This window comes from Paenochrobactrum pullorum (genome assembly GCF_041929845.1).
GTDB lineage: Bacteria > Pseudomonadota > Alphaproteobacteria > Rhizobiales > Rhizobiaceae > Paenochrobactrum > Paenochrobactrum pullorum.
The window spans coordinates 64,171-86,198 of the sequence record NZ_JBHEEH010000009.1; the positions used below are offsets into that span (position 1 = coordinate 64,171).

The 22,028-nt window shown below is 45.8% G+C and carries 23 protein-coding genes; 16 read left to right on the plus strand and 7 right to left on the minus strand.

Features of this window, described 5'->3' with window-relative positions; genetic code table 11:
* The first annotated feature begins 304 nt into the window (after positions 1–304).
* The 4 genes from JNC77_RS12805 to JNC77_RS12820 all read left to right on the plus strand — a co-directional run bounded on the left by JNC77_RS12805 (position 305) and on the right by JNC77_RS12820 (position 5,485).
* The gene (locus JNC77_RS12805; protein ID WP_374833107.1) at positions 305–790 is read left to right on the plus strand and encodes a sigma-70 family RNA polymerase sigma factor; all 486 of its coding nucleotides are present in this window, start codon (positions 305–307) and stop codon (positions 788–790) included.
* Positions 791–878: 88 nt separating this feature from the next.
* Positions 879–1,838, plus strand: a complete 960-nt coding sequence (locus tag JNC77_RS12810; protein ID WP_374833109.1) for a FecR family protein — start codon at positions 879–881, stop codon at positions 1,836–1,838.
* Between the two features lie 124 nt (positions 1,839–1,962).
* Positions 1,963–4,737 carry a TonB-dependent receptor gene (locus tag JNC77_RS12815; protein ID WP_374833111.1) on the plus strand — a complete coding sequence of 925 codons (2,775 nt, stop codon included), beginning with the start codon at positions 1,963–1,965 and terminating at the stop codon, positions 4,735–4,737.
* A gap of 142 nt (positions 4,738–4,879) precedes the next feature.
* Positions 4,880–5,485: a flavin reductase family protein gene (locus JNC77_RS12820; RefSeq protein WP_374833113.1), complete on the plus strand. Its 606-nt coding sequence runs from the start codon at positions 4,880–4,882 to the stop codon at positions 5,483–5,485.
* Here the strand turns inward: JNC77_RS12820 and JNC77_RS12825 are convergent, their stop codons facing one another.
* The 4 genes from JNC77_RS12825 to JNC77_RS12840 all read right to left on the minus strand — a co-directional run bounded on the left by JNC77_RS12825 (position 5,486) and on the right by JNC77_RS12840 (position 8,217).
* Positions 5,486–6,112: a response regulator transcription factor gene (locus JNC77_RS12825; protein WP_374833115.1), complete on the minus strand. Its 627-nt coding sequence runs from the start codon at positions 6,110–6,112 to the stop codon at positions 5,486–5,488.
* 4 nt (positions 6,113–6,116) lie between these two features.
* Entirely contained in the window at positions 6,117–7,181 is a 1,065-nt protein-coding gene (locus JNC77_RS12830; protein WP_374833117.1) for a sensor histidine kinase, read from the minus strand.
* Between the two features lie 41 nt (positions 7,182–7,222).
* On the minus strand, positions 7,223–7,951 hold the full coding sequence (locus tag JNC77_RS12835) for an MgtC/SapB family protein (RefSeq protein WP_374833119.1): 729 nt from the start codon (positions 7,949–7,951) through the stop codon (positions 7,223–7,225).
* Positions 7,952–8,034: 83 nt separating this feature from the next.
* A complete protein-coding gene (locus JNC77_RS12840; protein ID WP_374833120.1) occupies positions 8,035–8,217 on the minus strand; it encodes a hypothetical protein in 183 nt (60 codons plus the stop codon).
* A gap of 485 nt (positions 8,218–8,702) precedes the next feature.
* Between JNC77_RS12840 and JNC77_RS12845 the strand changes: the two genes are divergently transcribed.
* From JNC77_RS12845 to JNC77_RS12865, 5 genes are all read left to right on the plus strand, one after another.
* Positions 8,703–9,038: a hypothetical protein gene (locus JNC77_RS12845; RefSeq protein WP_374833122.1), complete on the plus strand. Its 336-nt coding sequence runs from the start codon at positions 8,703–8,705 to the stop codon at positions 9,036–9,038.
* Between the two features lie 97 nt (positions 9,039–9,135).
* Positions 9,136–10,104 carry a magnesium transporter CorA family protein gene (locus JNC77_RS12850; protein ID WP_374833124.1) on the plus strand — a complete coding sequence of 323 codons (969 nt, stop codon included), beginning with the start codon at positions 9,136–9,138 and terminating at the stop codon, positions 10,102–10,104.
* A 58-nt stretch (positions 10,105–10,162) separates the two neighbouring features.
* Entirely contained in the window at positions 10,163–10,438 is a 276-nt protein-coding gene (locus tag JNC77_RS12855) for a hypothetical protein (RefSeq protein WP_374833126.1), read from the plus strand.
* A 77-nt stretch (positions 10,439–10,515) separates the two neighbouring features.
* Positions 10,516–11,442, plus strand: coding sequence for a CorA family divalent cation transporter (locus JNC77_RS12860; protein WP_374833128.1), 927 nt, complete (start codon positions 10,516–10,518; stop codon positions 11,440–11,442).
* Complete coding sequence (locus JNC77_RS12865) at positions 11,439–12,335, plus strand: CorA family divalent cation transporter (RefSeq protein WP_374833130.1); 897 nt, start codon at positions 11,439–11,441, stop codon at positions 12,333–12,335. Before JNC77_RS12860 ends, JNC77_RS12865 begins: the two co-directional genes overlap by 4 nt.
* A gap of 63 nt (positions 12,336–12,398) precedes the next feature.
* Here JNC77_RS12865 and lplAB read toward each other — a convergent pair whose 3' ends face one another.
* Positions 12,399–13,448, minus strand: a complete 1,050-nt coding sequence (gene lplAB / locus JNC77_RS12870) for a lipoate-protein ligase LplAB (RefSeq protein ID WP_374833132.1) — start codon at positions 13,446–13,448, stop codon at positions 12,399–12,401.
* A 156-nt stretch (positions 13,449–13,604) separates the two neighbouring features.
* Here lplAB and JNC77_RS12875 point away from each other — a divergent pair, with 156 nt between their 5' ends.
* On the plus strand, positions 13,605–14,795 hold the full coding sequence (locus tag JNC77_RS12875; RefSeq protein WP_374833134.1) for a MalY/PatB family protein: 1,191 nt from the start codon (positions 13,605–13,607) through the stop codon (positions 14,793–14,795).
* A 75-nt stretch (positions 14,796–14,870) separates the two neighbouring features.
* Entirely contained in the window at positions 14,871–15,455 is a 585-nt protein-coding gene (locus tag JNC77_RS12880; protein WP_374833136.1) for a methyltransferase domain-containing protein, read from the plus strand.
* A 165-nt stretch (positions 15,456–15,620) separates the two neighbouring features.
* On the opposite strand, the gene JNC77_RS12885 is transcribed toward JNC77_RS12880, so the two are convergent.
* Complete coding sequence (locus JNC77_RS12885; RefSeq protein WP_374833138.1) at positions 15,621–15,881, minus strand: hypothetical protein; 261 nt, start codon at positions 15,879–15,881, stop codon at positions 15,621–15,623.
* 175 nt (positions 15,882–16,056) lie between these two features.
* Here JNC77_RS12885 and JNC77_RS12890 point away from each other — a divergent pair, with 175 nt between their 5' ends.
* From JNC77_RS12890 to xylB, 5 genes are all read left to right on the plus strand, one after another.
* Positions 16,057–16,422, plus strand: a complete 366-nt coding sequence (locus JNC77_RS12890) for a hypothetical protein (protein WP_374833140.1) — start codon at positions 16,057–16,059, stop codon at positions 16,420–16,422.
* Between the two features lie 93 nt (positions 16,423–16,515).
* Positions 16,516–17,196: an energy-coupling factor ABC transporter ATP-binding protein gene (locus JNC77_RS12895; protein WP_374833142.1), complete on the plus strand. Its 681-nt coding sequence runs from the start codon at positions 16,516–16,518 to the stop codon at positions 17,194–17,196.
* The gene (locus JNC77_RS12900; RefSeq protein WP_374833144.1) at positions 17,189–17,836 is read left to right on the plus strand and encodes an energy-coupling factor transporter transmembrane component T family protein; all 648 of its coding nucleotides are present in this window, start codon (positions 17,189–17,191) and stop codon (positions 17,834–17,836) included. Before JNC77_RS12895 ends, JNC77_RS12900 begins: the two co-directional genes overlap by 8 nt.
* Positions 17,826–18,383, plus strand: coding sequence for a biotin transporter BioY (locus JNC77_RS12905; protein WP_374833146.1), 558 nt, complete (start codon positions 17,826–17,828; stop codon positions 18,381–18,383). The genes JNC77_RS12900 and JNC77_RS12905 overlap by 11 nt, the downstream gene beginning before the upstream one ends.
* Positions 18,384–18,618: 235 nt before the next feature.
* Entirely contained in the window at positions 18,619–20,073 is a 1,455-nt protein-coding gene (xylB, locus tag JNC77_RS12910; protein WP_374833148.1) for a xylulokinase, read from the plus strand.
* 66 nt (positions 20,074–20,139) lie between these two features.
* Here the strand turns inward: xylB and JNC77_RS12915 are convergent, their stop codons facing one another.
* Positions 20,140–21,978: an ABC transporter ATP-binding protein gene (locus tag JNC77_RS12915; RefSeq protein WP_374833150.1), complete on the minus strand. Its 1,839-nt coding sequence runs from the start codon at positions 21,976–21,978 to the stop codon at positions 20,140–20,142.
* Positions 21,979–22,028: the final 50 nt, after the last annotated feature.

The following is a 22,028-nucleotide window of genomic DNA, read 5'->3' on the forward strand; positions in this document are numbered from 1 at the left end:
TAATTACTCATGTTTATTTTAAATGGCAAGTAGCCCGCCAAAATTTGTAAATCGCCTGTGTATAAAAAGTAACACCTTAAAAATTTGAATTTGAGGCCGGACGTTATGCGTGATCAGGGTTCATTATAACTTGATAATTTTAATCATGTTATATAAAGCGTAGAGGATGTAAGGCAACATCAAAGCTGTCCGACTCGTGCATATCGAGGCAAATTGTGTACTTAATATATCGCGAATTAGACATGGCCATCTTTGATTTTCATCTTCTAGCAAGGTTTGAGAGCTTATGAGCTGGGACATACAAATGTTATTTCGCCGTCATTCGCGCGAAATTACCGGTTCGCTCAAGCGCCGTGGTTTGACTGAAGAGAATGCGGCAGATATCACACAAGATACATTTGTGCGTGTTTTGTTGCGCCCCCCTCATGAGGCGAGCGGCAATCATAATCCTAAAGCTTATTTGTTTAAAATTGCACGCAATCTTGGTATTAATCATCAAAAGCGTGAAGCATTAATTGAAACGATCGATATCGAAGATAAAACAGGTCAAAATGTTCCTGATCCTGCACCTTCTCCGGAAATGATCGTTTATTCTAGACAATGCCTGCAGCAAACTTATCAGGCGTTGAATGAGCTTCCTGAGCGTACAAGACAGGCTTTCGAGATGCACCGCCTTGGTGAGCGAACGCTTGCGGAAGTTGCGCAGGAACTGGATATTTCAACAACGCGAGCATGGGCTCTGATCCGCGATGCCTATAAACATCTGCTCAAGCATGTGGATGATTTTTAATTATTTTTATTTTTGGAAAATATGAGCTGTTCGATTGTAATATATATAGGCGAAAGTTATTTATTGCAGCTTTGGGTCATCAGGAAATATGAAATTGGACGAGAGCAAACAACATCAGGATATTTTGCTTGATGAAGCAGTGGATCTGATTATTCGTTTGCAAAATGATCCGGAAAATCCAGTGACTGCGGAAATGATCAATGCTTGGTGTGGTCGAAGTGCGCTGCATGAGCAGACATGGCGCCGTATTGAAAAACTTTATGGTGCGAGTGGGCAGGTTCTCAATTACCAAAGACGTGCTGAACGCTATACAGTTATGTCTCGCCGCAATGTTTTATTGGCCGGATTATTATTCTTGGGAGGCGGGACATTTCTCTATACTGTGGGTCCTTCTATCTTGATGAGGCAGCGCGCTGATTATATCACAGCCAAAGGAGAAGTCCGTCATATCAGGCTTGAAGATCAAAGTCAGGTAACCTTAGGCCCTGATAGCGCTATTGCGGTTGAATACGTACAATCGCAACGAGTAGTCAAATTATTGGCAGGTATGGCCTATTTTGAAGTGACGCGCGATACTCAGCGCAGCTTCACGGTTTATTCCGATAATACTCAGATTACAGCGCTGGGCACTGCTTTTGAAGTATCGAATGATGCCGGAATTATCACTGTGGGTGTCGATCATGGTCTTGTTGAAGCGCGCGCCAGCGGTGAATTAAGCATGGGCGAAAGATTACAGCAAGGGCAATGGCTTGTATTTGATCCGGCAAGGCAGACAGTTGAACGCAGTGAACGCAGTGCTAACCAGATTGCCAGTTGGCGGGATAATTATCTGATTGCCGAACAAGAGCAATTGTCATCACTGGTTGCCCGTATTGGCCGGTGGCATAACGGACGCATTGTGATTGCTGATCCGTCTATTGGCAGAAAGCGCATCAGCGGCATTTTTGATTTGAGCAATCCGCTTGTTGCACTTGAGGCGGTCGTTAATCCTGCTGGTGGAAAAGTTTACCAGCTCACCAGTACGCTGACAATTATTTCACCTTTTTGAAAAAAACTTGAGTAATTGAGTGAAAATATCTGTTGCCCGATTGTATTAGTAACAGGAGTTGCATTTACTCATGCAGGAATGGCTGCTCCGAACTTTGAAAAATACAGACGGAGCAGTGCAGATTATGAGACCTAAATCGCGCAAAACGATTTTTGAAATGAACATGAGCAAGGCGCTCGCTGCGACATTGATGATGTCGACAGCTTTGGGTTTTAATATGGCATATGCATCTGCCGTCTTGGCACAAGAGCAGTCACAAGTCAGCTTTTCGGTTCCTGCCGGCTCTTTACATCAAGCTTTAACAGTTTTTGGGCGGCAAGCTGGTTTGCAGGTTAGCTTTTTAGCCTCCGTGACTGCAGGTAAAACCAGTGCGGGCGTCAATGGCAAAATGAGTTCAGAGGCAGCTCTGACACATATTTTACAAGGTTCAGGTCTGCGGTTTTCATTTATCAATGGAACAACCGTATCTGTCACGCATGTGAATGAAGTAACCATGCCGTCGCTAAGTGCTGACGGTTCGATCATACTTGATACTATTACAGTCACCAATGATGCGAACAAACTATTTGATGCGACTTACACGAATGCTGCTTCGACAGCCTATATTCCACAAAAAGAGATTGAACGTTTCCGCGGTATGTCGGCGGGAGATTTTCTCAAAGGCGAAGCAGGTGTAATGACCGGCGACAACCGCAACAGTGGCGCGATTGATGTTAATATTCGCGGTATGCAAGGCTTTGGCCGTGTTCCGGTTATTGTTGATGGTGCCCAGCAGCAAAATACGGTTTACCGCGGTTATTCAGGCGTTGCTTCGAGAAACTATATTGATCCGGATATGATCGGCGGAGTGGAAATTGTCAAAGGGCCATCTTCTGGCGTTTATGGTGTCGGTGCAACAGGTGGTGTTGCGGTCATGCGTACGTTGAATGCCGACGATATTATAAAGGATGGTCAGAATTACGGCTTCCGAGTGCGTGGTAGTATGATCGGCAATACTTCTACGCCGCCGCCAGAAGGTACGCGTGGTGGCTTGGATCAATATTCCAAATCTTATCTGACGGGTTGTAGCTGGGCATGTACACCACAGACCATTCCGGAGGAAGATTTAAATATCGATATTTCTAAACTTGGTGCGCCGCAGGGGATGGATCGACCGGGCTTTTTAAAGCCGACTTCAGGTTCCGGTAGTGTGGCCTTTGCCAGTCGTTGGGAAAATCTGGAGCTTGTCGCGGGATATACCAGACGTAAAACCGGTAACTATCATGCTGGAAAACATGGTGACACTCCTGACAAACTCATTACCACGACGACGAGAGATTCATGGCCGGGTGCACCCGGAGAACCGGATTATTACAATGAATGGACAGATATCAGTATTGGTGGTTTAAACCGTTACAGAGCAGGTGAGGAAGTGCTGAATACATCACAGGATAACACTTCTTATATGCTTAAAAGCAAACTTATGCTTGGTGATGGTCATTCGCTTAATCTCGGTTTTATGAAATATAAAAGTGATTTTGGCGAGTTGATGCCGTCAATGATTATTCGTTTTGATGGCGCAGAGCAGGCGCCATTAAGCCATGTAAGTGTAGATACCTATACGGCACGCTATAATTGGAATCCTGAAGATAACGAGTTTTTCAATCTGACGGCTAATCTCTGGCACACGAAAACAGACACCCACATTATGACTCCTTATAAATTTGGTGCCGTGGAGATGCCTACAGGCTATTGGGATATTGCAAAACGCACCGGTTTTGACCTTTCCAATGAAAGCAAATTCGATACAGCATGGGGTGATTTAACACTCAGTTATGGCGGCTCCTATACTTATGAAACACTCGCTCCACCAAGCGATGTTGATAAAGTTCTGGATGCCGGCCTCACTATTGAAGCGGCACGAGATGGCTGGCGCAAAGAGAGTAGTGGCTATATCAGCGGTGAGTGGAAGCCATTGGATTGGCTTAAATTAGATGCAGGTTTACGCTATACTAAGACCCATTCTTATGATCGCAAACCAATCCAGGATCCGAAGCCAGATGAAAATTATGATACGGCTCCTTGGCAAAATAAAGAGGAACGTAGTTCGGGTTTCACCCCAATTGTAGCGGTCACTGTAGAACCTTTAGATGGTTTGCAGTTTTATGTGCGTTATGCCGAAGCAATCCGTGCGCCAAGCTTATTTGAATCTACGACAGGTTTTTCAGTAAGCGCACTACCGTCTATAGCCATTAAGCCCGAGCATGCAAAAAATTGGGAGTTTGGTACCAATCTCAGCATGGATAGTGTCTTTGATACCGGTGATGAATTGCGTCTTAAGGCAGTCTATTTCAACAATACTATTGATGATTATTTGACGCGTGGAATCCGTGCAGATCAACGTGGCGGAACGTCTATGCGTAACCTTAAACAAGCAAAATTCAAAGGTTTTGAATTATCTGGTCGTTACAATATGGGGGCGTTTTATACGGAGGCGTCAGGCATTTATTACACGGATACACAATTTTGTATGGATGAAGAGTTTAAAGGACAAAATTGTTTCTCTGATGGTAATCCTGCCGGTTATTCGCAATTACATGTCCAGCCAAAGATAAGCGGTTCCATTACATTGGGAGCGCGTATGTTTGAAGAAAGTTTGGATGTCGGTACCCGTATTAGTTACACAGGCAAACGGCCAACAGAGCTGCTCAATATAACTAATGGCAGTCAGACAACCACGATTGCATGGAAACCCTATACATTGGTTGATTTATTCGCGAGCTATAAAATCAATGATGACACAACCCTTGATTTCAACGTGGATAACCTCACAGACGTATATTACATGGATGCTCTGACACTTGGTTTGATGCCGTCGCCGGGGCGTACATTCCGTGCAAGCCTGACTGCAAAATTCTGATTTTTTGATCTGCATATGGCGCGAAATCAACGCGCCACATGTTATGTATTTAAAGCTTATTGCTTATGCTGCGATCATCAGGTTAAAACTCCGTGAAAATTCAAAACGCCTTTGAAGGCTTGAGACTTGCGGAGATTTTAAAGTGTTTTATCAACCAAAAAACGGACACCAGCTTCCGCATAATCCACTCAAAGCTATTGTTACGCCACGGCCTATCGGCTGGATTGGTACACGCTCCAAAGAGGGCGCTCTCAATCTTGCGCCATATTCATTTTTTAACGTCATTTGTGACAACCCGCCACTGTTGATGTTTTGCTCCTCCGGCTACAAAGACAGTGTTGCTTTTGTGGAGGAAACAGGTGAGTTTACCGCCAATATGGTCGGGGCGCATCTGGCAAAAGAAATGAATGCGACATCGGTAAACTCACCACGTGGTGTCAGTGAATTTGAGTATGCAGGTTTAACACCTGCGTCTTGTGAAATGATCAAAGCACCACGTGTTGCTGAAGCCTATGCCGCACTGGAGTGTGTGGCTGTGGAAGTTAAACGCTTGTCCGGCAAGGATGGTGCTTTGGTAGAATCCTATATGGTGATCGGCGAGGTTGTCGGCGTTCATATTGATGAGGCGATTTTGGTTGATGGCCTTATCGATATTACCAAGTCACAACCAGTTTCGCGCCTTGGTTATATGGATTTTACCACCACTGATAAGGTCTATGAAATGTTCCGTCCGAAATGGGAGAAGTGATTACTTTTCTTGATGCAGCGCGTCATACATCCGTACCAGATCAACGAGTGAATTGGCTTCCATTTTGTGCATCAGTTTTGCACGGCGCACTTTAACTGTGATCTCACTGATATTGAGTTCGCCGGCAATTTGCTTGTTGAGAAGACCTGCCACCACTAGCTTGAAAACATCGCTCTCGCCTTGGGAGAGAGTTTTCGCTTTGTTGATAAGCTGTGCTTGCGCCTCTTCTGTGGCAAGCTTAGTGGTTTCCAATTCAATGCCGCGTTGCACGACTTCAATCAATTCGTGATCTTTAAAGGGTTTGGTTAAAAATTCGAGCGCACCGTCTTTGATCGCTTTGACCCCCATGCTGATATCGCCATGGCCGGTAATGAAAATAACTGGAATATTGATGCCGTTTTCACGCGTATAGCGATAAAAATCGGTGCCGCTTTGTCCAGGCATCCGTACATCCAATATCAGGCAGGACGGGCGTGTTTTTTCACGATTATATTCCAGAAATTCCGAAGCAGATGCAAAGGTGACTGCTTCCAGCCCGATGGATGCCAGCAGGTCCTCTATAGCAATACGAATTGATGCATCATCATCAATGACAAAGACGATTGGTTTTGTGCCATGTTCGCTCATGATCTTATCCTTTGACGGCGGGTAGAGTGAATTTCATTTCAGTACCGTGGCCAGACGTTGAAGAAACATTGATCTGGCCGCCATTGGCCTCAATGATAGAGCGGCAAATGGTGAGGCCAAGGCCGAAGCCGCCTGCTTTTGTCGTGTAAAATGCATCAAAAAGTTGCTCTTGTGCGTCTTGTGACAAGCCGGTGCCATTATCTTTGATGGTCACGGATAAAAAACGCTGATTTTCTTGCGCTACCATAATTTCCAGCAGTTTTTGTTCGGGATTGTGCTGTGCAATCGCTTCCAGCGCATTGAGAACGAGATTGCCCAATACTTGCTGAATTTGGATTTTATCCGCATAGGCTAAGCTAAGATTTTGCGGCAGCGACAATTCTGTTTCAATTTTGAGATTATCGATTTCGCGTTGCGAAAGGCTGACAATTTCTACAATTGATTGGTTTAAATCAAAGATTGTTTTCTTGGTTTCTTCGCCGCGTGCCAGTGAGCGCATCCGTTGTAGCACTTCGCTGGCGCGATGGGCTTCACCGGCAATGCGCTCGACGGCAGCTTGGGCTTTTTCGACATTGGGCGGATCAAATGAAAGCCAGCGATTGCAGGCATTGGCATTGGTGGCAATGGCTGCAAGCGGCTGATTGATCTCATGGGCAATGGAAGCTGTCAGCTGGCCAAGTGTTGTCACACGTGCAAGACGCAGCAAATGCTCGCGCGTTTTATGGGCTGTAGCTTGCGCAGAAACAACCAGCAGGCCTAAATAAGTGGTGATGATAATGGCGATAATACTGATGACTGTATTGATTAAACCCACTTCAAAATCACCGGATCTGGTGAGATAGAAGCTGATAATCGTCAAAAAAACACAAGCCCATGCAAACCAGATCACGGTGCGGCGCGACAACAGACGTACCGCAATCAATATGATGCAAATATGAAAGCTGGCCGCTGCTATAGCGTAATCGGTGACAGTGTCGAAGACAAAAATGCCAAGCATAACTGTAATCAAAATCAACACCGTCAATGAAGCTTGGCTGACGCGTAAGCGGCTTTGTAAAAAGTCTTTCATTGAAATGGCCTGACATAAATTTGCATACGAAATAGAAGATTTTAGTCTGAAGAATTCATCCATTTTGGATCGGTAATATACCAGCGAACGGAGGTAATCATAGGCTCAAGGCTTAATCGACCGATAATATGTTCTAATTTACGTTCATTCTTTTTGGCAGAATGAATGACGGAACTAACCTCAACACGGCTGGAATCTTCAATATTTTTGCTTTCCAGCCGGTGAATATGCAGCTCGTCACCAAGATCACGCAGCAATAAGGCCCGCACATGGGCTTCATAATCACCATGGCATACAATGCTTATACCGTAATTATAACCGTCTTCTGCGGCAATGTGGTCTTGTGGCTCTAGCAAATTGACAATCGGCCGCAGCAAAGCATTGACCGCAATGATGAAAAAGCTGGCGATCATGGCATGAAAGAAGAATCCGGCGCCACACATGACGCCAACTGCTGCCGAGCACCACAGCGTTGCAGCGGTGTTGAGGCCGCGCACATTCATGCCTTCTTTAAAGATAATACCGGCACCTAAAAAGCCGATACCGGAAACCACTTGTGCTGCCACGCGTGTCGGGCTTGCATCATTGGGAACAAGGGATGCAAACAGGACAAAACTTGCAGCACCCACAGCAACTAATGTGTTGGTGCGTAATCCTGCCATACGTTGACGCCATTGACGTTCGATGCCGATGATGCCGCCAAGCAGAAACGCGCCTGCAAGGCATAGAGCTGCATGAAGCAGATTATCTGCGGGTGCCAGATAGGTCATGAAATGCCTGCCTTGGAGCGGCCTTGTGCATCAATGCCCGTGCCGCTCTATTATATCATGATTGAAAATAAAGTGCCTATGGCTCATAGGCTGAAAGCATTGGTTTCAGCAGCAATAACGAAGCCAAGCATGATGAGCATGGCAATATAAGCGCAAAAACTAATGATATAATCGCGCAGTTTTGAGCTGTTTGCGCGCACTGGCTGCGGACGGTTGACGGATAAAGTGCGATTGTTGTGATGGGAAATAGCGAAATGATTGTTCATGATAGTCTCCTCAGCCGGTAGGCTGTGGGAGACAGGCAGACCGGCTTAAGTTTGTTTTTGTAAGGCTTGTTGACTGCAACTCGAAGGGTCGCCAGGCATTGTTTGTCCTTAAGCTAGTGGTTTGAATGTGAAGATGTTTGATCTTCATATATTTTGGTCAGCATCATCATTGGATGTGACAATTGATAAAGCGGCATTAGCAAGAACGGATTGATAAATCCAGCATAGTGATGAATATGCATTGATATATATCGTATATGGTCGATATACTTTGGTATATTGAAGCTGAATTATAAGTAATTTTGAAAAATATACCAAGGTATAGCTTTGATGAACTTAATACAATTTTTAATTTACAGTGTAAAATGTCAATAAGCCGATAGAAAAATTGATGATTGTTTTAAAAAAGATAAGATTGAATGGAAATTCAGTTTTATTTTGTTTTAATCATTCATCTACCTGTACTTGAAAAAGGTAGGCTTATCATGGCTTTTACTGATCCTGCGAGCAGGGTAAACAAAACACATTACTCAGGCACGTCATCACAAACACCGCAACCGGCATGGTCGATCAAATTGCGTACCGGCAAAGGGCAGGCTGGCCGGAAGACCTCAAGAGGCTGGTCGCGCTATGAGCGCTTATCACTGGTGACGGTGCTTTTGCTCAGTGGCGTGATGTTTGCTGTAACAGCCGGTTTGCATTGGTGGAATTACGATCTCGAAACACGCAGTTCATCCACATCGGGCAGCCATTCCAGCTTTTATAAAGACACGGACAGCAATGAATCTTCTGACGAAGAGGCCGATCAGGGCGCTGAATAAATAATCAATCAACGTGCAAGTTAATCACGGGTGCAGCATTTGTTTGTGCCTGAATGAGGTTGCTTGTCTTTTCATATTAACTTCAAGGAAGAAACCGATGAAAACACAGACAGCGAGTAGCGCCGGTCTTTTCGAAGGTGTTAAGTCTATTCACAATGGTCGTTGGCTGCGTGTGAACAGCGACAAGAAAGAAACACTTGATTTCATCTTAAAGAAAACAGGTGCTGATTTTCGTCATGCTGCGGATAAATCCGCGACTGCGCAGAATAAATTCAGCTTTTTGCCGATTACATTCATTGATACATCAGCAAGTGACGGCACATCGGCATCGGCATTTAATGCCGTGCGGGTGACATTTGCGATCAGCGATGATGTAGTTGTGTCATTGGAGCCGCAACAAGTACCTGCTGCGATGGAGCTTGCCTTGCAGCGCATGAACAGTGACGGACGCGATAGCGAAGATCCATTTGAGATTGTTGTCGATATTTTTCAAGCCATTGCCGATCGTACTGACTACATCATCGGCCAACTTAACGACATGACCGAACAGGTGATGATTGAAACCAACGCCATTTTGAAAAGTCTGGAAGTTAAAAGCCGTGACTTTGGTGTGACTGATATCGCTTCAACCCAATTGGATTTGGGCGATATGGAAGAATTGCTTTCTCACTGCATGGAAAGCCAGATGGCGTTAGTGGGTGCTGTGCGCCATATGCGTGCACGCATCTCAACCGAGCGTAGCAACGTTCGCGTGTTTTATGATACGCTCATTCAAGATATTGAAGCCATCGAAGAACATGTTGAATTTGTTCATGATCGTGTGCGTTTTTTGCAGCAGATTAACAATATGGCGCTCAATGTGAAGCAAAACCAGATTGTTAAAGTGTTCTCCGTGGTTACGGCTGTATTTCTGCCATCGATGATGGTGACGACTTATTACAGCATGAACTTTGAATATATGCCGATCTTGGAATGGCAATATGGCGAACCACTGGTGATGATCCTGACATTCCTGTTTGCGCTGATGCCGCTGTTTTACATTAAACATCGTGGCTGGCTGCGTTGATTTTCGCTCATATCTGACAGAAAAATTTCCCAAAATTCAAAAATTATAGAGGCTTCAAATGGCTTACACACATTCACCCAACCAACACTCCTTGGGTAAACATTCGGGCGCTGCGGACAATCGCGGTCTGACATGGAGTTCCAAGCTGACCATGAACGGCATTATTGCCGAAGGCGTCAATGAACGCGAGCAGGCAATCCGTCAGATCAATGCTGCGCGTCCACGAACTGCCCGCATCGAGCGCGAAATTATCTGGGCAGTTGTGGTTCTTTATAGTGCTATTATCGCAACTTTTGCGGGTCTTCATCTCTATGGTCATTTTGCGCTTGGTTGAAGCAGGCACGAAACAAAAATAAAGAAATAGCTGAGGCGCATTTATGCGCAATTGCATCAAAAGCGTGAGCAATTGATATGAATTATTTTGTAAATCTAACGGTCAGTCAATCTGATAAGAAAAAACCGCAAAAAGGTTGGATCCGTCTAAAATCCCATAACAGGAAAGCGCTTTCCGAAGTGCAGCAGATTTATGGTGTCGATCTTGAACAGGAAGTCACCCATGCTGTCGAAGAAAACAGTTTTGTTATATTACCGGTTGAAATGCCGGTATTGATAGGGGAACATTTTCGCTCGGTGCGTTTTTTGATGGCGCTGAGCTCTGATGTATTGATCACATTGGAGCCGGAAAGCGGCATTGCACCAATTGATGATGTGGAAGCGCGGGTGAAATTGTCATCAGAAGAAATCAGCAGCAAAGATATGGTGTTGATGCTGATTGAAACCCTGATTGATACAACCCATGAAACGGTTAATCATATTTCGCTGGCGCTGGATAATCTGGCACAGGAAGCTTTGGCAACCAGTGGCGGCTTTGATCTTCAGGGGCGACAGGTCGGCGTTGCAGATATTGCCGATACGGCGATCGGCTTGGGGGAAGCGGAAGAGCTGATTGCCCATACAGTTGAAGGTCAGTTGATGCTGGCGCGTGCGGTACGCTGGGTGCGCCGCACCATGAAAGCTGATTATACCGACACATCAATCATTTTGTCGGATATTCAGGGCAGCCGTCGTCATGCACAATTCCAGCACGCCAAAGTGCGCAATGTTCAGCAATCTTTGATGACAACACTGGATTTGAAGCAAAACCAGATCATCAAAATCTTTACGATTGTTACGGCTGTTTTCACGCCGCCAACTTTGATTGCCGCTTATTACGGGCAGAATTTCGCCTATATGCCGGAGCTTGGTTTCGCATGGGGTGAATGGACAGTTATGGCCGCTACGGCCTTCTTTGCACTGGTGCCGATGCTCTATATCAAAAAGAAGGGCTGGCTGAGATGACCGCAAAACTTATCACCAACGGGGCATGGACACGTATATTTGTGTCCAATGCCAATGATTTGGCACAAGCTGAGCGTTTGACCGGCATTGATCTGCGCCCGCATGCCAATCAGCCATTATTCATGCCCGCAATTTTAAAAGTGGCCTATTGGCGCTCAGGCAAAATTGAATTGGCCGATCTCATCATTGCCAATGACGGTAAAAACCTGATCACGGTGGAGACCGGTGATGGCTTACCGTTTTTAAATGATCTGGGTGATCGTTTGCGCCGTCAAAATCTCAATAAGCAAGAGCAAACGGCCGTTTTTTACGTGGCCATTCAAGCCGCTTATGATGCTGCCACGCAAATTCTTGATGAGGTGGAAACGCATTTTGACGATATCCGTTTGTCGGTACGCCATATGCAATTAAGCCTAGATCAGGTGAATTCGCATGGCGTGAGCGATCTACCTGAACTTGATGATAAACTGACCACCATCGCACAGGCACTTTCACATGTGGCACACGCATTTGGGCAATTAGTGCAATGCGCACGCATTTTACGTCGTGAAGCAAAATATAGCGATGAAATCAGTCGCCAGAATATGGATGATCTGATTGCTGATGGTGAATCTTCGTTGCGCCGCGTGCAGTTTGTTGTCGACAGGCAACGCTTTCACGCTCGTCAAACCGCGCAAGTTGTAGCGACGAGTGATTTGAACGTCATCAAGATATTTACGATTTTGTGGACGGTGTTCTTGCCCGGTACAGCACTCGTCAACTGGTATGGCCAAAACTTTCAAACCATGCCGGAATTGAGCTGGTACTGGTCGACATGGATCCAGATTTTCGGCGTTTTGATCCTGACGATTATTCCGATTATGGCAACCAAAATGAGTGGGCAGTTACGCTGATATAAACATGGTTGCAACAGGAGGGCATGGATTAATATGCCCTCCTTTTTTAATTGCAGCATTTTAAGGAATGTGGTGCAGCCATTCTTTTGTGGAGAATTTTTCTTCTGCCAGTATTTCAGCTTCGGCAAATTCTTCCGGTGTAATGGTGCCTTTGACGCCGCCATTCATGGCAACAAATGTTTCAATCATCCGATCAATCACTGCACGACGAGGTAAGCCTGTTTGGCTGCGCACCGGATCAACGCGTTTGACCGCGCTTGTGGTGCCTTTGTCGGAAAGTTTTTCACGGCCGATGCGTAAAACCTTTACCATCTTATCGGCATCCATATCATAGGCCATTGTTGCATGATGCAGAACCGTGCCGCCGGCATAACGCTTTTGTGCTGCGCCGCCAATTTTGCCCTTGGAGCTCGAAATATCATTGAGTGGTTTATAGAAGGCATCAACACCAAGTGAATTCAGTGCTTTTAACACCCAGTCATCAAGGAAAGCGTAAGAGTCGGCAAAGCTCATATCGCGCACCAGATCACCCGGCGCATAAAGCGAATAGGTGATGGTGTTGCCCGGCTCCACAAACATTGCGCCACCACCAGTTACACGGCGCACGGTTTCGACGCCCAATTCTTTTGTGGCTTCCATGTCCACTTCATTGCGTAAGGATTGAAATGCGCCAATAATGATCGAAGGGCGCTCCCACTCCCAAAAACGTAAAAGAGGGGCGCGGCGGCCCGCTGCCACTTCACGGGCAAGCACTTCGTCCAACGCTACATGCATAGCGGGTGACAAAGCCGGAATGTCGATGATTTGCCATTCAAAATCGCGCCATGTTTTGGTAACACCAAGTGCGCGACGAACTGCAATCGCAACGGCTTCAGGGCTAAAGCCGATCATCATTGCATCTTCACGCAAACCCTTTCGTACCGCTTCAGCAATTTCTTCAGCGGATGCGGTAACGGTTAATCCGTTCAGCGCATCACGAATGTCATCCAGTGCCTCTGCAGGTTCAAGGAAAAAATCACCCGCAACCTGTACTTCATGCAACCTGTTGTCCCGAACTTCCAAATCGATGACAACCATTTTGCCGCCGTGGACTTTATATTCACCATGCATAGTTTTGGCACCTTATCAGTGAGGTATAATAAGTGGGGATATTGCCTCATGTTTAGCTTATTATTGGTCACGAATACACCATAAATATTTGAAAAAAAGACTATTATTGCCAATCCAAATTGTTTTATCCTCTCAGTCAATTGAGAGGAATTGGATGTGATTACAGACTTTGATAAGGTGATTGACCGCCGCAAGAGCAGTTCAGTCAAATGGTCAAGCGCATATAACATGTTGTCGCCGGACGAGGCCGCGGCCCGTCCGCTGCCAATGTGGGTGGCAGATATGGATTTTCGTTCTCCTCCGGTGGTGTTGGAAGCGCTGGAAAAAGCTGTCCGTGATACTATTTTTGGTTATCGTCTGCGCAGTCAGAGCTATGATGAAGCCATTTGCGGTTGGCAAAAACGTCGCTTTGGCTGGGATGTGCAGCCGGAATGGCTGGTGCAGACGCCAGGTGTGGTAACAGCGCTTAACATGCTGATCCAGACATTCACGAATGAAGGCGATGATATTCTGGTTCAGCCACCCGTTTACGGGCATTTTTTCAGTACTGTGCGTGAAAATGGCCGTCAGATTACTGAAGCACCTTTAACCGAAAATGACGCATCTTATAGTTTTGATCCTGATGTGTTTGAAGCTGTCATCACACCGGCAACTAAAATTTTCATTCTTTGCAATCCGCATAATCCAACCGGCAATGTCTGGTCAGAAAATGACTTGCGCCTGATGGGCGACATTTGTTTGAAGCATAATATTTTGGTAATTTCCGATGAAATCCATCAGGATTTGATCTTGAACGGAGGTGTTAAACATATTCCCTTCGCATCTTTGGGCGAGGAGTTTGCACAAAATTCGATTATATGTACTGCGCCAAGTAAAACCTTCAATATGGCGGGGATGCACTGCTCCAATCTTTTTATCGCCAATAAATCCAAGAGAGAATTGTTTAAACGTACATTAGAACGGACAGGATTAAACGCCGTCAATACGCTTGGAGCAATTGCCTGTGAGGCAGCTTATCGTGGTGGTGAGGATTGGCTGGAGGCGTTGCTGACATATATTCGTGGCAATAGGCAGCATTTTTCATCCATAGTGCAGCAGTTTTTTCCGCAGCTTAAAGATTTTAATAATGATGCTCTTTATATGGTATGGATGGATTGCCGCGGGCTTAATTTGACGGTGGAGGAACTGGAAAAGTTCTTTCTGACCAAGGCGCGGGTCTGGTTTGACCGTGGCCCAAAATTTGGTGAAAAAGGGCATGGCTTCATGCGGGTTAATCTCGGTTGTCCGCGCGCGACTGTTGATGAAGCCTTGGCAAGAATGAAACAAGCTTTGTTAAATAAGGTTTAAAAGACCTATCATCTGAGATGACTGGCATCAGTGAAAGCTTGAACAAAAATTGCCGGTCAGAGGGATTGTATCATTGTGCAAAATAATACGCTTAATTTCTACAATGCTAATGCTGCTGCATATGCTGCTGACGGCCAGTCACCAAACCCCAAATTGTCGATCTTCTTTGATAAATGCAAAAAGGGTGGCCATGTTTTGGAAATGGGAACGGGGTCTGGTGTGGATGCGCGGGCTATTATCGATGCTGGGTTTCAACTCGATGCGACTGATGGTTCCTGCGAACTTGCAGTGATTGCATCGCGTTTTATCGGACAACCTGTTCGTCAAATGATGTTTAATGAGCTGGATGCAATTGAAACCTATGATGGAATTTATGCCTGTGCAGCGTTAACGCATGCGCCGCGCAATCAACTTGGGGTTATCATTCAAAAAATCCATAAAGCACTTAAAAATGGTGGGGTTGTTTGGGCTAGTTTTAAAACCGGTGGTGCTGAGGGCAGTGATGCTCTGGGAAGGTTTTATAATTATTTATCAGTTCCCGATTTGCTGGATATTTGGCAAAAAAATGCTGCGTGGTCTCAAATCAATTTGGATCAATGGCAGGGCAGCGCTTATGATAAAAAAACAACAGAATGGGCAGCAATTATTGCCGTACGGTGACGCATTTTTGTTGTGGGCATAAAAAACGCCACTGTTAAAGTGGCGTTTTAGTTTTTTAAAAGCTTGATAAATTAGTTCAGGCCAAGTTTGCCACGCAAAGTGGAGAGATATTCGTTCGAATTCTTTTCCTACAAGCCATATTCAATGCAGTCGCAGCTTTCAATATCATCGGGTCGCATACTTTGGTGCCCATCTCAATTTTAATCCGTGTTTCATCCCTGTTTTCAGGTTTGTTGACGCTGACATAATAAAACAAAACACCGGCTGCAAATGGTTCCAAATTCCGGTTCCAAATTCTGGTTTCAAGGAAACTGCAAGGCCTAGGAAAGCGACAAGAGGAGCGTGATGGTTTTCACTTTGCAGGAAAATTTCCAAAAGGAAAAAGACAGATTCCAATCCTTTACGGATTACGGCAAAAAATACCATGCCGATCAGCCCCCTCAGCTTGCAGAGCGACTGGCCAATGTTTGATCAATGGAATGTTGCAATTCACTCTTGATGTCTTTCAATAAATTTAACGCTTATCAACTCAACCGGAATGATTGCTAAGTTCGTAAAATCTGAATAAAGACGGTTCTATGTTTCACTCTGGGAATTTGTCATGAAAGCGAAAATCACAGCATCTGTAAGTGCAGCTTTGGTGTTCATTCCGCTTATGAGTTGCATTTCTTTTGCTGATCAACAGCGCGATCAGGTTTACAATACATCCCGAAATCAGTTGGGACTGATCAAATATTGTACTGAAAATGAGCATCTGCCAGCTGAAGCTGTGACCGCCTTTCAAAAAATGGTGGCCGTTCTTCCCGTTGCATCCGACAAAAGCTTGAGCGATAAATACGAAGCTGAAGGTGCTCAAGGCAATGGTTACGACGGGGCGCAGATAGTTTCAATCAAAGACATTGCAACGGCAATGGGCTCTGATAACGACACTTATTGTTCGCAATATAAATCCTTAATAAATCAGTGATTTTTTAAAGTTTGTCACTGTTCGCTCAAGCTGGAATGCTCACCTGAAACCTTCAATCCTTGAAGAATACCAATATTTGAAGCTGGATTAAAATTGGATATTTCCTTTCATCAGGCATCGGTATGTTTTGCAAACAGGCAGGTGATTTCACCTTTGACCTTGCGCCTGACGGAAAGACGTATTGGTATTATCGGGCTTAATGGTTCAGGTAAAAGTACCTTTTCGCGTATGATCAATGGTTTGGTGCTGCCGAGCAGTGGCCAAGTGATAACAAATACATATGACACTAAACAGGATGTAACCAAAGTTCGAGAATGTGTCGGATATGTTTTCCAAAATCCCGCTAATCAGATCGTCTTGCCGTTGATTAAAGATGATATCGCGCTTGGTTTAAAGGCAAGGCGCATTAATAAAAGCGAAATTGATCAGGCTGTTAGTCATATTCTGCAAAGAATTGGCATTGAACATTTGGCAGAACGGCGAGCACATGAATTATCAGGTGGTGAAGTCCAACTGGCTGCTTTGGCTTCAGTGCTGGTTACGCAACCCGATATTGTGATTTTGGATGAGCCGACCAATCAGCTTGATCTGAAAAATCGCAATATGGTTGAGCGCGCTATTGAAGATCTCCCGGAAGATGTCATCGTCGTTACGCATGATTTATCATTGCTTAAAGGATTTGAGCGTGTCCTCCTTTTTCATCAAGGAAAGATTGTTGCTGATGGATTGGCGGACACTGTGATTGCAACCTATCTGAAAATTGCCAATGACTAATTTTGCAGCTCAACGTTCGGTGCATGGGCATGGGCTTTTATATAAACTGCCCGCTTCATATAAGTTGCTGTTTTTATTTGTATTAAGCATCCTGCTTTTTGCCACGAATTCGCTTGTTGTCTTGTCAGTGACTGCAGGTATAATTTTTGTAACAGCCATTATAATGTGTCGTATTGCCTTCAAGCAATGGATACAAACTTGGGTGCTGTTGTTGACTATTGCGGTTGTTGTCCTTTGGACGGCTTATGCAGTGGGAACGCAAGCCGCTCTCATCGTTTTATTGCGGCTTACCACTTTAAGCTTGTTTGCAACGATAGTGACAGTGACTACCAGCATTGGACAGTTTATTGATACAATCACCCGATTTGCGCGCCCTTTAGAGCGGACAGGGATGGTCAATGCCCGTGATATCGGTTTGGCGATTGGATTAGTCATACGTTTTGTGCCCGATGTGCAGGAAAGATATCGCGCTGTTGCCGAAGCCCATCGTGCGCGCGGTTTAAAATTGCGCCTTTCAACAATCATTGTACCTATGGTTATCGGTACGTTGCAGAGTGCAGAAGATATCGCCAATGCCATTGATGCCCGTAATATTCGGGGCAATAAAGAAAATATGCAAGGAACGGAACATGCAAACTAAATCACTGGTCATGATTGCACTTTTCACAGCGATTATTGTGGTATTGGGCTTCATTCCGCCCATTATGCTGGCTTTTATTCCTGTGCCGATCCATGCACAAAGTTTAGGTGTTTTGCTCGCAGGTGTTGCTTTAGGCGCACGGGGTGGAACTTTATCCGTGCTTTTATTAATTGCGCTTGTGGCTATCGGACTGCCCGTCTTGTCAGGCGGGCGAGGTGGACTGGCTGTCTTTTTCAGTCCGACAGCCGGCTATCTAATCGGATTTTTACCAGCAGCATTTTTGACCGGCTGGATTGCTGGCAAAATTACTTTAACATCTAAAAGCAATTGGCAAATTTTTGCAGGATTGATGGCTGCTGCAACCGTTGGTGTGATAATTGACCATGTTTTTGGTGTGGCTTGGCTGATTGCTTATACGGGATTAAGTCCAAGAGATGCCGTGATCGGTGATCTTATTTTTGTACCAGGTGACCTGATCAAAGCCGCTATTGCTGCTTATATCGGTCAGTTTATTTTCCAAAATTTTGGCCGCCGTTTGATTAATTAAATGTCCTTGGGTCGGATATGGAAAATTCAACTTTATTTCAGCTTTATCAAGGGTGGTGCTTGCTACTAAAATATAACTGATTATTGTTAAATTTTATGATCAGTTTCCAAATGATGATAACAAATCAAAATGCATAAAAGCTTGGCAATCGGGTGCGATTTTTTGTGTTTTGCTTCATTAATGAGGGTGCTTACGGATCGTGGGTATTTTAATAAATCAAAGAAAGTCATTCCTTATGTATCTTGGTCTTGATCTGGGAACTTCGGCGATTAAAGCTTTGCTTATCCGTGACGATCAGTCGGTAATTGCTTCTGCTACAGCTGAATTGTCTGTTTCACGTCCCGTCGCTGGCTGGGCGGAGCAGAATCCAAAGGATTGGTGTAGGGCGACCGAAATGGCGCTGGAATCCCTTAGAAAATCTCATGGCCGAGAATTGGCAATGGTACAGGGTATCGGTTTGTCGGGGCAAATGCATGGTGCAGTGCTGTTGGATGCTGATGACGACATATTGCGCCCGGCAATTTTGTGGAATGATACGAGAAGCCATGTTCAAGCCGCTAAATTGGATGCAGATCCGCAATTCCGCGACATTACCGGCAATATTGTTTTTCCAGGCTTTACCGCACCAAAATTGACTTGGGTGAAAGAGAACGAGCCCGAGATTTTTGCCAAAATCCGCAAAGTATTGCTGCCTAAAGATTATTTGCGTCTCTGGCTGACCGGTGAATATATATCCGATATGTCGGATGCCTCCGGCACTGCATGGTTTAATACCGCGCAACGTCAATGGTCAAAAGAACTACTTGCAAGCACTGACATGGATATCACCCAAATGCCTTCATTGGTTGAGGGAACTGATCAGGCAGGGCGCTTGCGTGCGGATGTGGCAGCATCATTGGGCTTGCCTGCCGGCGTGATTGTTGCAGGGGGCGGCGGTGATAATGCTGTTTCTGCTTGTGGTGTTGGTACGGTTAATGCCAATGGCGCGTTTATTTCGCTCGGTACATCCGGCGTTTTATTTGCATCCAATGATCGATATCGTCCAAATGCTGATAGTGCCGTTCATAGTTTTTGTCATGCACTGCCACATACTTGGCATCAGATGGGCGTCATTTTGTCGGCAGCAGATTCATTAAATTGGTTTGCTAAAATCAATGAGAAAAAAGCCGCTGAATTGACTGCTGAATTGGGCGAAGAGCTAAAAGCGCCAAATAGTGTCCGTTTTCTGCCTTATCTTTCGGGCGAACGCACACCGCATAATGATGCTTTGGTGCGCGGTAGTTTTGTCGGGCTTTCACATGATAATGGCCGTGCTGATCTCACACAAGCCATCCTTGAAGGCGTAGCTTTTGCTGTTCGCGATAGCTTTGAAGCTTTGCGGTCATCTGGTACAATTATTCAAACCGCCACTGCAATTGGCGGAGGTTCGCGCTCGCATTACTGGCTTGCATCCATTGCTACGGCTTTAGATATTCCGCTCGAAATACCCCAAGACGGCGATTATGGCGCTGCATTTGGAGCTGCACGTCTCGGCATGATTGCAGCCCATAAGCTTGATCCGCTTGCTGTCTGTACGTCACCATTAATTGGACGAATTGTTGAACCGGTGGCCGGTCTGAGACATGCTTATGAAGATGCATATCAGCATTATCGTGCCATATATCCGGCAATCAAACATCTTTCTGCCTGAGATTGAGCGCTAAAAGTCTGATTTTTTAAGAAATCAGACTTTTAGCTGTTTGAGCAAGGCTCTGCTTTAAGCTGCTCCGGCAGTTTTAGCCTCGTCGATGCGCACCATATGACCGGGGCTGACTTCCTGATAAATACGGGCAGGCGGTATGTAGCTTAACGGACGGATCGGGCTGCGGATTTCATCATTACTGACCGGACGGCGCAAATGGCGGCGGGCTGGGTCAGGAACAGGCACTGCCGACATCAGCTTGCGGGTATACGAATGTTGCGGATTGGAGAACACACTTTCACGCGGACCGATTTCAACAATTTCACCCAGATACATCACTGCCACACGGTGGCTGACGCGCTCGACAACAGCCATATCATGGCTGATGAAAAGATAAGAAAGACCAAGTTTTTCTTGCAAATCAAGCAGCAGATTGACCACTTGCGCTTTGATGGAAACATCCAGAGCCGAAACAGATTCATCGGCAATAATTATGCTTGGATCAAGCGTTAGAGCACGCGCGATTGAAATACGCTGGCGCTGGCCGCCTGAAAATTCGTGCGGATAACGGCGCAGCATATCGGCCGACAAACCCACCTGTTCCATCAAGTTGGCAGCTTTATCGCGAGCCTGCTGACGGGTACCAAGACCATGGGCGATGAAAGGTTCTGTGAGCGCAGATGCAATGGACATACGCGGATTGAGACTTGCAAAAGGATCCTGAAAGATCATCTGAACTTTACGACGCATGGCCGTCAGCTCATTCTTGTGCATGGTTCGTACATTTTTGCCGCCAAGCAAGACTTCACCTTCACGACTGTCGGTGAGGCGCATGATCGAGCGTCCGATAGTGGATTTTCCGCAACCGGATTCACCAACCAGTGCCAATGTTTCGCCCTTGAAAAGGTCAAAGGATACATTTTCAACCGCGTGAACAGCACCGGTTTTACGACCCAGCCAGCCGCCGGTGACATCAAAACGGGTCACAAGATTGCGCACTTGCAAAATCGGAGCGGTCATATCAACCGGCGCATCGAGTGATATTTCTTCACCCGCGATACCGGTTTCTTTGTCGACAATGCCAAAACGTTGCGGGTATGGATGTCCGGCCATTGAGCCCATACGCGGCACAGCTGCAAGAAGTGCACGGGTGTAGGGATTTTCCTGATGATCGAAAATCCGGGCGGTGGAGCCACTTTCAACTGCATTGCCGCGGAACATGACAACGGTGCGGTCAGATACTTCAGCAACAACACCCATATCATGCGTAATAAAGAGCACGGCCATATGCTCTTCTTCCTGAAGCGTTTTAATCAAATCCAGAATTTGTCCCTGAATTGTTACATCCAGTGCGGTGGTCGGCTCATCGGCAATCAGCAATTTCGGATTGGAAGCAAGCGCCATGGCAATCATCACGCGCTGGCGCATACCGCCGGAAAATTCATGCGGATAGGACGCAAGACGCTGTGCCGCATTGGGGATGCGTACTTTTTCAAGCAATCGGATAGTTTCGGAGCGCACATCTGCCGGTGACATTTCCCGATGTGCTGTCAGTGCTTCGCCGATCTGGCGACCAACGGTGAAAACCGGATTGAGCGAGGTCATCGGCTCCTGAAAGATCATTGCCATTTCAGTGCCGCGAAGTTTACGCATTTCACTTTCCTCAAGGCCGATTAGCTCGCGGCCATTGAGTTTGATCGAACCTGAAAGTCGTGTTCCTTTGCGGGATAATAGTCCCATAACGGAAAGTGAGGTGACACTTTTTCCGGAGCCGGATTCACCAACAACTGCAACTGTTTCGCCGGGAAAGACATCGAAAGAAATACCGTGCAAGACTTCTTTCCATTCGCCATCTACTAAGAAGGACGTTTTAAGATCACGGATTGAAAGTACAGGTTTGGTATGGCTGGTCATTTTCTTTTCTCTCGTCTTACATGACAGGACGCTTGCGCGACTTTCAGGTA